The 12,766-nt window shown below is 55.0% G+C and carries 15 protein-coding genes and 1 pseudogene; 8 read left to right on the forward strand and 8 right to left on the reverse strand.

What is annotated here, in order from left to right; translation table 11 throughout:
* The 3 genes and pseudogenes from BM035_RS21375 to BM035_RS21385 form a co-directional block, all read right to left on the reverse strand.
* Positions 1–210: pseudogene (locus BM035_RS21375) on the reverse strand (ISNCY-like element ISMaq5 family transposase); the annotation flags it as partial.
* Between the two features lie 127 nt (positions 211–337).
* Positions 338–628, reverse strand: a complete 291-nt coding sequence (locus BM035_RS23320) for a prepilin-type N-terminal cleavage/methylation domain-containing protein (protein ID WP_441295089.1) — start codon at positions 626–628, stop codon at positions 338–340.
* Between the two features lie 81 nt (positions 629–709).
* Complete coding sequence (locus BM035_RS21385; protein WP_254775557.1) at positions 710–1,255, reverse strand: hypothetical protein; 546 nt, start codon at positions 1,253–1,255, stop codon at positions 710–712.
* A gap of 315 nt (positions 1,256–1,570) precedes the next feature.
* Here BM035_RS21385 and BM035_RS21390 point away from each other — a divergent pair, with 315 nt between their 5' ends.
* Entirely contained in the window at positions 1,571–2,437 is an 867-nt protein-coding gene (locus tag BM035_RS21390) for a DMT family transporter (protein WP_092034327.1), read from the forward strand.
* A 48-nt stretch (positions 2,438–2,485) separates the two neighbouring features.
* Here the strand turns inward: BM035_RS21390 and BM035_RS21395 are convergent, their stop codons facing one another.
* Entirely contained in the window at positions 2,486–3,226 is a 741-nt protein-coding gene (locus BM035_RS21395) for a DNA-3-methyladenine glycosylase family protein (RefSeq protein ID WP_092034329.1), read from the reverse strand.
* 261 nt (positions 3,227–3,487) lie between these two features.
* Between BM035_RS21395 and BM035_RS21400 the strand changes: the two genes are divergently transcribed.
* Entirely contained in the window at positions 3,488–3,745 is a 258-nt protein-coding gene (locus BM035_RS21400; RefSeq protein WP_092034330.1) for a hypothetical protein, read from the forward strand.
* 112 nt (positions 3,746–3,857) lie between these two features.
* Positions 3,858–4,508 carry a dimethylsulfonioproprionate lyase family protein gene (locus tag BM035_RS21405; protein ID WP_008172346.1) on the forward strand — a complete coding sequence of 217 codons (651 nt, stop codon included), beginning with the start codon at positions 3,858–3,860 and terminating at the stop codon, positions 4,506–4,508.
* 43 nt (positions 4,509–4,551) lie between these two features.
* On the opposite strand, the gene BM035_RS22835 is transcribed toward BM035_RS21405, so the two are convergent.
* The 3 genes from BM035_RS22835 to BM035_RS21415 all read right to left on the reverse strand — a co-directional run bounded on the left by BM035_RS22835 (position 4,552) and on the right by BM035_RS21415 (position 6,912).
* Complete coding sequence (locus tag BM035_RS22835; protein ID WP_202945858.1) at positions 4,552–5,307, reverse strand: putative 4-mercaptohistidine N1-methyltransferase; 756 nt, start codon at positions 5,305–5,307, stop codon at positions 4,552–4,554.
* Positions 5,268–6,332 carry a 5-histidylcysteine sulfoxide synthase gene (ovoA, locus tag BM035_RS22840; protein ID WP_199185495.1) on the reverse strand — a complete coding sequence of 355 codons (1,065 nt, stop codon included), beginning with the start codon at positions 6,330–6,332 and terminating at the stop codon, positions 5,268–5,270. The genes BM035_RS22835 and ovoA overlap by 40 nt, the downstream gene beginning before the upstream one ends.
* A gap of 67 nt (positions 6,333–6,399) precedes the next feature.
* Positions 6,400–6,912: an MFS transporter gene (locus tag BM035_RS21415; RefSeq protein ID WP_254775558.1), complete on the reverse strand. Its 513-nt coding sequence runs from the start codon at positions 6,910–6,912 to the stop codon at positions 6,400–6,402.
* An 87-nt stretch (positions 6,913–6,999) separates the two neighbouring features.
* Between BM035_RS21415 and BM035_RS21420 the strand changes: the two genes are divergently transcribed.
* Positions 7,000–8,556, forward strand: a complete 1,557-nt coding sequence (locus BM035_RS21420) for a BCCT family transporter (RefSeq protein ID WP_008172343.1) — start codon at positions 7,000–7,002, stop codon at positions 8,554–8,556.
* A 76-nt stretch (positions 8,557–8,632) separates the two neighbouring features.
* Positions 8,633–9,682 (forward strand): mechanosensitive ion channel family protein, encoded by a 1,050-nt coding sequence (locus BM035_RS21425; protein WP_008172341.1) that lies wholly within the window; start codon positions 8,633–8,635, stop codon positions 9,680–9,682.
* A gap of 32 nt (positions 9,683–9,714) precedes the next feature.
* Here the strand turns inward: BM035_RS21425 and BM035_RS23260 are convergent, their stop codons facing one another.
* Positions 9,715–9,834, reverse strand: coding sequence for a DUF2860 family protein (locus tag BM035_RS23260; protein WP_008172339.1), 120 nt, complete (start codon positions 9,832–9,834; stop codon positions 9,715–9,717).
* Between the two features lie 529 nt (positions 9,835–10,363).
* Between BM035_RS23260 and BM035_RS21440 the strand changes: the two genes are divergently transcribed.
* The 3 genes from BM035_RS21440 to BM035_RS21450 all read left to right on the forward strand — a co-directional run bounded on the left by BM035_RS21440 (position 10,364) and on the right by BM035_RS21450 (position 12,276).
* Positions 10,364–10,747: a DUF2750 domain-containing protein gene (locus BM035_RS21440; protein ID WP_008172335.1), complete on the forward strand. Its 384-nt coding sequence runs from the start codon at positions 10,364–10,366 to the stop codon at positions 10,745–10,747.
* A 114-nt stretch (positions 10,748–10,861) separates the two neighbouring features.
* Positions 10,862–11,302 carry a thioredoxin TrxC gene (gene trxC / locus BM035_RS21445; RefSeq protein ID WP_008172333.1) on the forward strand — a complete coding sequence of 147 codons (441 nt, stop codon included), beginning with the start codon at positions 10,862–10,864 and terminating at the stop codon, positions 11,300–11,302.
* Between the two features lie 257 nt (positions 11,303–11,559).
* On the forward strand, positions 11,560–12,276 hold the full coding sequence (locus tag BM035_RS21450) for a substrate-binding periplasmic protein (protein ID WP_092034333.1): 717 nt from the start codon (positions 11,560–11,562) through the stop codon (positions 12,274–12,276).
* Positions 12,277–12,766: the final 490 nt, after the last annotated feature.

Genomic DNA, 12,766 nt, shown 5'->3' on the forward strand with positions numbered 1-12,766 from the left:
CCTTAATACCATGCAACGCAGAACAGTCTCTGCGCTGAGACCGGATCGCCCAACGGCTGAAACGGAAGCATCGATTAAATCTGCCGCCACCAGCTCAAGAATCTCGGGCTGCCTGTCCAGGACCTCCGACAGCTTCCGGAGTCGGACGCCATACTCGTGATTCGAGTAATGTTCGAATATACTGACCTGAGCATTGCGGATCTCTCGCATGCTGGATCCTCTTGGTTGTTTGATGTTTTTTGGTCGCACTTAAAACATACCAAAGCCAAGAGGATTTTTTTATCTATTCTCAGAATTTTATCTGGAAATCAGAGGCTTGCTAATTTCTGGATGGGCACTAGTTAGTCTGTATTCCGCCGGGATTGCTGGCTGCTGGGGACAGCCCCTGTGCATAGGCTTTGCTTCTCACTATTCCTATTGTGCTTTTCATCGTGCCTTCCAGTGAATCCAATGCCGCCAGGCGGGCATCGGTTGAGAGGTCCGAAAATCGTGGCAGTGCAAAGGCGGCCAGAACTCCAAGAATGACAACGACGAGAACCAGCTCGATCAGGGTAAAACCGTGTGAGTCTGAGATTTTCTTACACGATAAAAACATGAATGGCTTCGTTCGACGGCTTTGAATTTGCACGCATTATCCCATTTGACAGGTCATGACGCCACGCCCTCTCTGACGGGGCCATCATGCTTGCATGTCATTTCCTTAAAATCATTAACGTTTGAAAAATCGCGGATTTCTTTCAATAAAAGAGTCAATCCAGCGCTCCAGAAAGGAACGTTTGTCAGGGTTCTTCAGGTAGCGCCATCCCAATATTGAAATGACCAATGCCCCCGTCGCATCCACGATCAGGTCCCACATGGTATCCGTCAGTCCGGAAGGATCACCAAGCATGGGTTTTTGCATATTCATGCCAAACAGGGAATCCATGGTGAACTCGAAAACCTCCCATAGTGCGCCCACGCCCAGTGCAAACATGAACGCGAAAAATGCGACAAAGCCGGGGTTCATGTGCACGTGAATCTTTTCGGTCTCGTTCATGATGTGCACCAAGAGGAACCCCAAAATACCTAACAAGAATCCCGATGTGGTGTGCAGCGCCATGTCCCACCACCAGAAGCGCGTGTAGTAATCACGGATCTCCCCGAGAAACAGGGAAGCAAACACAAACCCTATGGCGGCCAGTTGCAGTTCCGGCGGAATGTGGATTCGGAAACGGCGTTCAAACAGCAACGGGAAGAAGGTGATGGCGATAATCATGGCCGTCAGAAATGCGGTGAACCATCGTTGGCCCCAGATCGCAAACACTGCTTCACCAAGCAGTATCAATTGCAGAGCAAGAGTAACCCTTTGATGCGTTACGCGAATGCGCATAGGTCTCCCAAGTGAGTGGTTAAACGGCACTTTTGCATGAGTTGTACGGCGTTGGTATAGGGATGTAGGATCAGTCTGGACGAGAGGCCGCCTCAAGAATCATCCATGGTTCAGCAGGATCTGACAAGTTTTGGTGCTGTCCTGGTTCTACTCTGACCCCCGATCAACCATTGTTCCCGATAGCTACAGGACCCCACTGGCATGCCCATCTCTGTTCACTATGGTTTGACGGTACTGATCTGGGGTCTCACCTGGACAGCGATTCGTCTGCAGGTTGAAGCGGCGCCGGTCGACATATCCGTGTTTTACCGATTCTTTATGGCTTCTGTCGTGACACTGGTGGTTCTTGCCATGGTGCGCAGGCTGGAGAAGTTGACCCTGAAACAGCACGGTTGGCTGGTGCTGCAGGGGGCAACCCTGTACAGCCTGAACTTTCTGCTGATTTATCGTGCTGCAGAATCGATGACAAGCGGTCTGCTGGCGGTGGTGTTTTCGCTGGCCGCTCTGTTTAACGCTTTGAATGGCTGGCTCTGGTTACGGCTCCGGCCTACCGCCCGGCTTTATCCGGCGATCTCTCTGGGGATCACAGGTGTGGCACTGCTGTTCTGGCACGATCTGCAACTGGGGAATGCCACAGCCACCAGCATTCTTTTCGCCATTGGCGGCACCTTCTGGTTTTCCATGGGTAACCTGGTAAGCATCAAGGTGCGGATGTCTCAGGTGCCGCTGTTACTGGCCAATGCCTGGGCCATGGTTTACGGCGCGGTGATTCTTGGCATCTGGTGCCTGTTGCTTGGTGTTGAGTGGGTAGTCCCCACCTCAGCGACTTTCTGGGGCGCAACCGTCTTTCTGGCCGTTCCCGGCTCAATCATCGCGTTCTATTGCTACATCACGGTGATTCAGACGCTCGGCGCCGACAAAGCAGGCTACGCGACGGTACTTTTCCCCGTGGTTGCCCTGAGCGTTTCGACCTGGCTCGAGGGTTTTGAGTGGACAACAACGGCGGTACTGGGTGCCACGCTGGCACTGCTGGGCAATTATGTTTTGTTCCGACCGGCCAAAGCGTAGCGCTCGTGAAGCTCTCTCAGGGCGTCAGCAAGAGCGGGAAAGGGGCCCTCAGTGGGAACGCCCGGAACGACCTGATTGATCGGAAGCGTTGCCACGGGCGGTGGCGCCACGTGCAGTTCGTCCAGCCAGCTTGAAAGCTGCTCTGACGAGCTTGCATAAACGATTCGCCCAAGACCGACCCAGCCATGAGCAGCCGCGCACATCGGGCAGTGCTCGCCAGGGCGCCCACTGTTCGGCAAAGGCCAGTTGCTCTTCTTTTGTCGGTCGGGCATCCAGATTTTTGATGTCCTGTATTGCGGATGCCAGTGCCAGGTCGCCTTGGGGCCAGACATCCGGCCGTCGTAGCGCCATCATGTAATAGATGTCGACGGTCCAGGGCCCCAAACCGGGTACTTCTAAAAGGTGGCTTCGGCCCTGCACATCGTCAAGCTTTTCGACTTGCGCGAGGTCGAGTTTGCCGTCGGTTATGCGGTTGGCCAGCTCGACACAATACCTGGATTTCTGTCGGGTAAGCCCGACTCGTCTTAGCTCAGGCTCGCCAGCCCTCTGGACCAGTTCCGGGGTTACCGATCCAAGGTGGGACGCTAGCCGCTGGAACATCGTAGCTGCGGCTTTGAGCGAGACCTGTTGTTCAAGGATGATGTGGATCAATGATGCAAACCCCGGTTCGCGAGTCCAGATTGGAGGGTATCCCAGTCGGGCTCGCACCTCGTAAAGATCGGGATCTTTCTCAGCGAGGACGTCAACGCCCATTTTCAAGGTTTCGTCAGTGATCGTCTTTTGTTGCATAAAACCCTGTTCGGCTCTATGGGGATTATCAGATCAGTCGAGCAAACTGGACTGCTGCTTTGGAGACGACGCCTACGAGGTCTGTAAACATCATAAAAGTGTGTACGACACAGACCGTCTTTGGTTCTCAGGCCTGTCAGTCGGCGAAACACGACCGTCATTCCCATAGGGATATGCCCGTAGCTCCGAAAACAATCCTGATGTGAGTGGGGTGCGTAATTCCTAGTGCTTTTAAGGTCCGACCAATGAGGTGAAGTTACTATGAAATTAACTTTCAAGAATGGTTTAGCCGCAGTTGCACTGACCCTTGCGTCCAGCCTCGCTATGGCAGCAGAGCATGTCGTTGAAATGAAAAACTCTGGCGCTGACGGCGCAATGGTCTTTGAGCCAGGATTTGTGAAGGCTGAGCCCGGCGACCCGGTCAACTACGACGCTGCCAAAGCCGCGGTGGACAAGCTGACCGCTGCTGCCGCCACGAATAAGGATCGGCTGAAGGGTTACTTCGAGCAGGTTCAGTAATCTGGTTGAAGCCGTTTTTGCCGCGGCCTCCGGGGCGCGGCATTGTTTGTGAAACACAAAATCACCTATCCTGAATCCCGAACTTCCGGATACGCGCAGGAGAAGAGCGGATATGGCCAGACTCTCAGATCATGTGGATTGGCAATATGTGTTTCGGGAGTACTGGCACCTCTATAGATTTGGTTCTGCGGGTGGAAACCCGGTCATTCGTTCGCATCTCAAAGATGTCCGAAATCGACTTAACGCTGAACTTGAGTCCAATCCTGTTGTTGAGTTTGACCAACCTGTGCAGCTTCCAGTATGCGCATGGCTCGGGCGGGCTCTGGACCAGGGATTGAGTGAGCGGACCGCACCAGTTGTTAGAGTCCTGACGCGAGTCTCTGGCCAGCTTACGTGGCGCTATGGCTATGAAAGGATGCATAAAAGCCTGGCCCGTAAATACGCGTACGCTGAGCTGATGGGCCCGAACGGACCTGTGCTCAGCAAAAACGTCATACTGGGCCTGGTGCTATTCGGCCCAAAATGTACCTACCCGGAACACAGTCACGACGGCATCAGCGAGTCGTACATCTGTTTGAGTGGTTCGGTCTCTGACAGCAACTACAGCGTATTTACGCCGGGCTCCCTGTTCTTCAACCCGCCGGAAAAAGCCCACCGTATGACCACCGGGGACTTTGAGCCTACGCTCCTGGCCTACGCCTGGACGGGGACACCTGAAAAGCTCGCGAACCAGAGAATGAGCTTTGCGGGACGCAAGAGTTAAACGACCTGGTTCAGCCCTTTCAGAGGAGAGATTACCGCGCTGATCAGCGCGGCAACCGCTCCCAGATAGTTACTTCCGACAGGGTATGCTGGAACTTGTGCTGGGTTTCGCGGATAACGAAAGGCACCTTTCTCGGCTGACTGACTAGCCTGAAATGCTGTGAGAGGTGCTCTTTCAGGCCATCCAGCGTGGTGTGGTTCTCACCATCCTTTTTGAAACCGCCAATCCACTCTTCCTTCGGCGTGTGTTCCTCCAGCCAGGTGTAGGGTGAAGCAATAACCAACAGCCCACCGTCGTTGATTCGCTCGTGAATGCTGTCCAGAAAACGCCTTGGGCGGTAGAGGCGATCAATAAGGTTGGCCGCCAGAACAAGGTCGTAGCCCGAGTACTGCGGTTTCAGGTTACAGGCATCCCCCTGGTAGAAGCTCACGTTCTCAGAACATTCCTCGAGGCCAAGTTCTTTGAGCGTTCGGGTGTGATAGCTGACCAGTTCGCCTTCCTCTGCAAGTGCATAGCGAATGGAGCCTTGCTCGGCCATTTCCACGCCCAGCCTGATAAAGTTGGCTGAGAAATCGACGCCTTCCACCTGGTCAAAGCGCCTTGCCAGCTCGAAACTGGACCGGCCACAGGCGCAGCCCAGATCCACTGCTTTGCCGGTGGGCTTGCCATTCATGGCACCCAGGGCCAGATCCGCCAGGGCCTTCGGAAAGTTTTCCACGCCAAACCAGGTGTCACCGAAGTGGAGCTCCGCGTATTCAGTCAGCAACCGGTCGCTTTCGTAGTAGGCATTGGGTTGCACCGCTTCGCTTTCCGAGTCGATGTAGCGGAAGCCGGGCAGGAAGATGCTCCATGGTCCAGGTGCAGGTTGGCGTTGGCAGGGTCGTTGTCCACCTCTTTGATACCGGTTTCCTCCCGTTTCCACTCGCAAAAGGCTTTTGCTTCGTGGTAATTGACTTCCACCGGCCAGTCCCACGGCATCTCCACTTCCTCGGTCATCAGTCGCAGGTGCCACCCATTCTGCCAGCGCCAGAACGTTGGATGCCTGGCCTTGGCGAATTGGCGCCAGGCGCAACCTTCTTCACTCCAGAACCGGTCTTCCTGGTAACCGCCAGCTTCAACAAACGCCAGGAATTCCTGATTGCTGACCAGATACTGACTGGCCCTGAACTCATCGACCTCGGCTTCATGCTCGCCGTATTCATTGTCACAGCCGTAGTAGGCGTCATCGTAGGGTTTGCCGATTGAAACTGTGCCGGCTGGCACGGTGATCAGCTCGTTTTCCGGCGCTTCACCGGTTTCACGAATCGGGGCCCCTTCCGGCTGCGGGCGGACCATTGCCAGATCATGCTGGCGGATCAGTACAGACGAGGTCTCCAGATGGATACGCTCGTGCTCGACGCCCATGACGATGGGCCACCAGGGGCTCTCCCAATTGATTGGCAGGCTGAGCGGCAGTGTTTCGATCAACTCGAGAACGGTGGCCCGGACTTTGGCCCGGTAATCCATGACTTCGGCGACGGTAGGCCAGTCGTAATGGTCCTCGTCCAGATCGTCCCAACTCATCTCATCGACACCCACTGCAAAAATCGACTCCATGCGCGGATCGATGCGCTCGGGTAGCAGCTTGGCCAGAACCAGCTTGTTAACGAAGAATGGTGCGGTGTGGCCAAGGTAGAAAATGAGGGGGTGTCTCAGAGGGATCGACTTCTGGAAGTATCCGGCGTCCTCAGCAAACCTGTCGTGCGGCACGCCGCTCTGGATGAGAAGGCGGTTTCCGGTATTGGCACTGTCATTGTCGAACACGTCCTTTGTTTTTTTACCCACATGCATACGTTTCGATGGTCAGGGATGGTTCAATTCTCCCTGCAAACCGTTTAGAGCTTCCCTGTGGTCAAAATGTTACACGCCAGCTTCTTTCGCCAGGGCGACTGTCCGGGGCGCGCACTAGCTGCACCGAGGAGAATCGCCGTAGTAACGGACGGTTGATCAGGTTCAGGGCAGCCATGAACGCAATGTTGGCGGCGAATAGAATGGCAAACGTGCTGTTGGAGAGGCCAGACCATTCCTGGTAGATGAACGGGGAATGGGTGATGAACAACAGCATGGTGCTGAAACACAGAACCTGAATGCCGATAAAACGCATGGTGGTTTTATGTCTGAGCACCAGCAGGTAGTTGGTCACCAGGGACCGAATCGGTGTGGTGGTCGGGATTCGAGGCTGGAGCTTCGGGAAAAGCGCAACCTGCAGCGTCAGGACAAGAAACGCGGCATAGCCCGCCAGCATGAGAAGTATCCACTGCCACTCGCCAAGCGCCAACATGAGTGACCCCAGCGAGGGTGCTGCAGCGGGCGCTATGAACATGATCAGCCCAATGAGGCCGAACAGCCGGGCGGCGGTTTTCATCGGAGCATGCGTATTTTCAGAAATCCCCGTGCATGAACCGCTCACTTCCTGCAGCCTGCGCGGCTTTTTCTTCCAGAGGCAGACCTTATGACCGTGCAATCCGAATCTCTCCCGCGAGCCAGAAGTGGGCCGCTGACAGACAGCGATCCCGTTGTTCTGGTGCTCACTATCGGCTTCATACTTCTGTTCGTAGGGGCCTCAATATTCGACAGTAGCTACGTGGCGGAACTCATCGGTAGCGGGTTTGCGTGGACCGCCACCTATCTGGGCTCCTTTTTCCAGTTACTGCTGCTACTCACATTCTTCATCGCCATTGGAACAGCCCTGAGCCGGGCCGGCGCCGCTCGGATAGGCGGACTGGATCGACCAGAAATCGGCCGTTTCCGGTGGCTGTCGATGATCATGTGTACCTTGTTGGCCGGAGGCGGGGTGTTTTTTGCCGCTGGTGAACCGGTTTACCACTTTGTTGTTACGCCTCCGGCTTTTAATACCGAAGCTGGCTCCGCCGCAGCGGTCGCTCCCGCCATGGCCCAGTCGTTCACGCACTGGGGATTCCTGGCATGGGCCGTGCTCGGCTCCCTGACAGCCCTGGTCCTGACGCGGGCCCACTACGGACAGGGCAAACCTTTGCAACCAAGAACGCTGTTGTACCCGGTATTCGGTGAGAAAGTCATTCAGGGGCGCCTCGGTGGTGTCATCGATGCCTTCTGTGTGATTGCCGTGGTGGCCGGCACCGTCGGGCCCATCGGTTTTCTCGCCACCCAGATGAGCTTTGGGTTGCATGAGCTGTTCGGAGTGCCAGACGGCTACGGTACCCAGCTGAGCGTTCTGGTGGTTCTGGCCGGGGTGTACATGACTTCTGCCATGACCGGTCTGCATAAGGGCATTCAGTTGCTGAGCCGTTTCAACGTGATATTGGCGTTGGTTATTGCCGGGGTTATCTTTGTCTTCGGCCCCACGCTGTTCCTGGCGAATACCTACACCCAGTCGATGGGTGAATACGTCACCTCGTTCTTTGCCATGGCAACCATGACCGCAGAAACGGCACCGGCCTGGTGGATGAAATGGTGGACGGTGTTTTTCTTTGCCTGGTTCATTGGTTATACGCCGTTGATGGCAGTGTTTGTTGCCAGAATCTCCCGGGGCCGGACAGTTCGTGAAATGGTTCTGGCGGTGGCCGTATTGGCCCCCATCGCGACCACCATCTGGTTCACCCTGCTCGGTGGCTCCGGTATCTATCACCAGCTAGCCGGTACTTTCGACCTGACTGAAGCTCTGAACAACTTTCGCTTTGATGTCGCCACACTGACCGTGGCTCAGGCTTTGCCCGGCGGCACCTGGATGGCGGCGGCGATTCTGTTGCTGACAACCATTTTCGTTGCCACCACCGGCGACTCCATGAGCTATTCGATTGCTATGGTCGGAGCTGGCCACGACGAACCAAGCCCTTGGATCCGTGTGTTCTGGGGCGGTGCCATGGCATTGATGGCGGCCATTCTTCTGTATATGGGCGCCGGCCAGATTGGCGTACTCCAGCAGTTCATCGTGCTGACAGCGATTCCGGTTTCACTGGTTATCCTCCCCTCGCTCTGGACCGGACCGAAAGCTGCCATGGCGATGGCACGGGAGCAAGGGCTGGTCTAGGCTTTTACGGGGCTGAGCGGAATACAGGGATGTGTTCGCCTGCCCACTTTTCTGATTGAAAGCTCGGGGAGGGCAGATGCTGGAATCGTTTGAAGCCGGTTTCAAGGCATGGTTGTGGCCGGGTTTTACGGCGATTCTCGCAGTTGCTGCGACCTATGTCGTGTACCGACTGGCTCTGGCAGTCTTTCGGCATTTTTCAGGGTCCAGGACGGTCATTCGCCTGTTCCTCGATGCGGCTGCCCGGGCGCTCGGTGTTGTTTTCTGTCTGCTCACCCTTGCAGGTTCGCTGGCGGCCGCACCACCGGATCTCCCGTTGATGGCGGCGATTCAGCAAATCACCACCCTTCTACTCATCCTTGCCATCACCTGGGCGGCCGTTCGACTGACATCGGCCATTGGCGAGGTCATTGTCGCGCTCAATCCAGTGCTGGAAGGGCATTGGAAGCGGGCGCGCAAGGTCGAGACCCAGACCCGATTCCTGGTCCGCGCACTTAATATTCTCATCGTGATCATCGGCCTGGGCGCTGCCCTGATGACCTTTGAATCGGTTCAGCACATGGGCGCCAGCCTTCTTGCCTCCGCGGGTGTCGGCGGCCTTATTCTCGGGTTCGCGGCCCGTCCTGTGTTGAGCAACCTGCTGGCCGGTATGCAGATCGCTCTGACCCAACCTTTCCGTATAGACGACGTGCTGTATGTGCAGGGCGAGTGGTGCTGGGTAGAGGAAGTGACAGCCACCTATGTGGTTTTGCGGGTCTGGGATCTGCGTCGCCTTGTAGTGCCACTGCAATGGTTTATCGAGAACCCGTTCCAGAACTGGTCCAGGAATACCGCAGAGTTGCTGGGAACAGTTTTTATCTGGGTGGACTACACCATGCCGGTTGAACCGCTCAGGCAGGAGTTCACTCGTTTGCTCAATGAATCGGGGCTCTGGGATGGCGAATTTTCCTCGGTGCAGGTGACCGATTCCAGTGATCAGGCCATTCAGGTGCGTTTTTTGATGAGCGCCGCCAATTCCAGCAAGAACTGGGACCTCAGATGTGCGATCCGGGAGGGCATGGTAACCTTCATTCAGGAACACTACCCGGCTCAGCTACCCAGGCTTCGAGCCCGAGTGGTTGAAAACTGAGCCTTGGTTGAGCGCTTGAAGGCCAGGCGAGATCAGAACTTATAATTTAGCCCCACCGCAAACAGGTACGAGGATTCATCGTAGAAGGTCAGGTTGGATTGGGTGTCGCCAAAGCCGGCAAAAGAAATAAACGACCAGTCCTTCCAGCCCATGAATTGCGGGTACTCGTAAGCTGCAAGCAGGCTGAGCTCATCATCAGAACGCTTTTATTGAACAACGTGCTGGCGCTGCCATCGACGTTAAAGTTGGACGTTGAAGAGATGATCCCCGCATTTAGCGAGACTTCACCACTGAATCCCTTTTGCGGAGGCGCCGGTTGGGCGAATACAGGCAACGCGATGCACAGGATCGGGAGGGCGAGGTACTTTTTCATTCGGATGCTCCGATTATTCTGAATTAGACGCCGTTTCGAGGTCTGACCTCAGTGATGCTCCTTTTACGCGTGAATAGTGTCTTGCGGTTCAGCATGGTTCTAGCGGTGCTGATTTTCCACGCCAAGATGAACTTTACTGGTGAATGGTTGCGAATCTCCCCGGAAATGTATCCCTTTATGCTCTTAGGCAACCTGGCCCTTGCAGCGTTGCTGATAATGTTTTGGATAAGCGGCCGCCAGTCTCCGCCAAATACGTGTTAGGCTCCGCCGAATACCGAAAAGCAAACGACTGGAGTGGCGTACCTGACATGAGCAGTGAAGACCTCAATCAAGTAATGGAAATGGATGGTGAAGAGCGGTACGACTACTTCCTGAGCCAAGTGGCCGAGGAACGGGAAATCTGGATCCTGGTTAACGGCCAGAGCCAATTCCTCAAGATCGCCTCGGACGATGGCGATGTGGAATACCTGCCCGTGTGGCCGGCTTCGGCGTTTGCCGCCGAGTACGCCAACGGCGGCGATGAGCTGACGCCCCGCAGTATTTCACTGCCGGACTTCTTCCGGAAATGGGTCCCCGGTTTAACGAAGGATGGCCTCGATGTGGGTGTATTTCCCGGCCCTGATAAAACGGTATGGATCACCGAACCGGCAGAGCTCAAGCAGGATCTTCAGGACGTAATGTCTGATTTCTAGTACAGTTTTCATCGCCTGGCCGCTTTGGCGAGACGAGTAATATGAAGCGCTGCTTGATTTCGTCTGGTCTGCCCTGATCATTTATCTCAGTACACAATCTGAGGGCAATCAATCATGACTGATATCCGACACCTGGTCTGTCCCCACTGCCACAAGGTAAATCGCGTGCCTGCGGATAAATTGTCATCTGGCGGCAATTGCGGCGCCTGCAAACAGCCGTTGTGGCCGGATCAGGTTCTGGAACTTACAGACCAGAGCTTTGCTAATCATACCGGGCGCAGTGATCTGCCGGTGCTGGTGGACTTCTGGGCGAGCTGGTGTGGCCCCTGCAAAATGATGGCGCCTCAGTTCGAACAGGCCGCGAGAGACTGGCGGGGCAAGGTACGTTTTGCCAAGCTAAATACGGAACAGGCCCAAGGCCCGGCCAGCCAGTTTGGCATTCGCAGCATCCCTACCATGATCCTGTTCCAGAATGGCCGGGAAGTGGCCCGCCAGAGCGGCGCCATGAATCAGGCGCAGATCAGCCAATGGCTGCAGTCGAAGGGTATTCGCTAGCCTGATAAGGCTGTTTATTCGCTGGCCGGTCATTAAAACGCCACAATGGCTGAGGCCCTGCCATTGCAGGGCTGAAGACACCTATCCGAGCTGTTCCCACAAAGTTATCCACAGTTTTTGTGGGTAAAGCTGACTTTGCAGCGACATCGACTTTCTTATGGTATGTAGCCAGAATTCGAGCCAAACTGTCTGTAACTCGAAAGGCAGAGTCGGGCAAGCGACGGCCTTACCCGGTTGATCACTCCAACGAGGACCGAATGAGAGCAGTCCTGTTTATCATCATGGCATTCTGGTTCCTTCCAGTTTCGTCCCAAACGCTCAAGATTATGGGTTCGGACGAGAGCTTTCTCCCGTTTTATTACGGCAATGATCTCAGCGAGGGCATTCTGGTCGAGGTGATCAATGAATTCACCAAACAGACCGGTATCGCAGCCGATTTCGTCCCGATGGCGCGTAAACGCCAGGCCTGGGCTCTGGAACGAGGACTGGCCAACGCGGTTTTCGCCAACCCGCTATGGATGCCTTTGCCGGACCAAATGCACGCCGTAGGGCCGTTGTTAACCTGGCGTGACCGCGTGTTCGCGCAACCTGGCCGGCGCCCGGACTCCTTCGATGACCTCAAGGGAGGTATCTGTCTTCGCAGATGGTTTGTCTACAGTGATGGGCTTGAGGGGCGGATCGGGAGCCATCTGGTGCGCCATGACGGCTACAATGCCCAGCAGATGCTGCAAATGTTTTTGCGCAAACGGTGCGATTACATCGTCATGAACGAAACGGAGTTCCGGTTTCTTGCACAGCTGGGGGACGTAGATCCGGAACCTTATAGCACGGAACTGATAGACGCCGAGTGGCCGGTCTATCTTGGGATACTTGAAAACGAGACAGCTTTAATTGAAGCGGCGGAAGCTTTTTTCTCTACCTACACGATTGACGTGGAGGCCATGCTACCCAGACTGCCACGGCCGGACCGTTGAAGAGATTGATGGTCGGTTTGTCGATACGCCAGGCATGCGAGCGGCTTTCCAGGCGTCGTACCAGAATGTCCGCTTTGCAATCTAGCCGCATCCAGGGCACTACTAAACAAAAGCGGACATTTGCAGCTCTCAGCTTCGAATCGGCTTTCGATTCAATTTTGAAGGCTGGTACCGCTTAATCGGATGCACTAACGATAAAGTGGAATAACTATTCCGACCCGGCGATCACCGATGATATGGAAAATTATGAATAACGCGGTATTTCAGTAGCTTAATTAATTGCTGTATGCATGACATTCATGAGCTGATTCATAACCTCTGGTTTTGCTCCATTTCATGAACCTTCGCTTCTTCTCGCAGCCGGCCATTGTCTGACCGGCTCCAAAAAAAATTGCAATTTATGCCTGCGTGATCAAAGCATTTTCTTCAGTTGTCCGTAGTCTCCACCGGTACGAAGGACGAGAGTAATGTCATTGTCATTCCGGTTTCT

The organism is Marinobacter sp. DSM 26671, assembly GCF_900112835.1.
GTDB lineage: Bacteria > Pseudomonadota > Gammaproteobacteria > Pseudomonadales > Oleiphilaceae > Marinobacter > Marinobacter flavimaris.

Coding starts and splice junctions, on each gene's coding strand:
- BM035_RS21390 (WP_092034327.1), top strand. CDS start 1,571: ATGCCCATCTCTGTTCACTATGGTTTGACGGTACTGATCTGGGGTCTC.
- BM035_RS21415 (WP_254775558.1), bottom strand. CDS start 6,912: ATGAAAACCGCCGCCCGGCTGTTCGGCCTCATTGGGCTGATCATGTTC.
- BM035_RS21440 (WP_008172335.1), top strand. CDS start 10,364: ATGAGCAGTGAAGACCTCAATCAAGTAATGGAAATGGATGGTGAAGAG.
- BM035_RS23260 (WP_008172339.1), bottom strand. CDS start 9,834: ATGGGCTGGAAGGACTGGTCGTTTATTTCTTTTGCCGGCTTTGGCGAC.
- BM035_RS21395 (WP_092034329.1), bottom strand. CDS start 3,226: ATGCAACAAAAGACGATCACTGACGAAACCTTGAAAATGGGCGTTGAC.
- BM035_RS21450 (WP_092034333.1), top strand. CDS start 11,560: ATGAGAGCAGTCCTGTTTATCATCATGGCATTCTGGTTCCTTCCAGTT.
- BM035_RS21400 (WP_092034330.1), top strand. CDS start 3,488: ATGAAATTAACTTTCAAGAATGGTTTAGCCGCAGTTGCACTGACCCTT.
- BM035_RS21385 (WP_254775557.1), bottom strand. CDS start 1,255: ATGATTATCGCCATCACCTTCTTCCCGTTGCTGTTTGAACGCCGTTTC.
- BM035_RS21425 (WP_008172341.1), top strand. CDS start 8,633: ATGCTGGAATCGTTTGAAGCCGGTTTCAAGGCATGGTTGTGGCCGGGT.
- BM035_RS21405 (WP_008172346.1), top strand. CDS start 3,858: ATGGCCAGACTCTCAGATCATGTGGATTGGCAATATGTGTTTCGGGAG.
- trxC (WP_008172333.1), top strand. CDS start 10,862: ATGACTGATATCCGACACCTGGTCTGTCCCCACTGCCACAAGGTAAAT.
- BM035_RS21420 (WP_008172343.1), top strand. CDS start 7,000: ATGACCGTGCAATCCGAATCTCTCCCGCGAGCCAGAAGTGGGCCGCTG.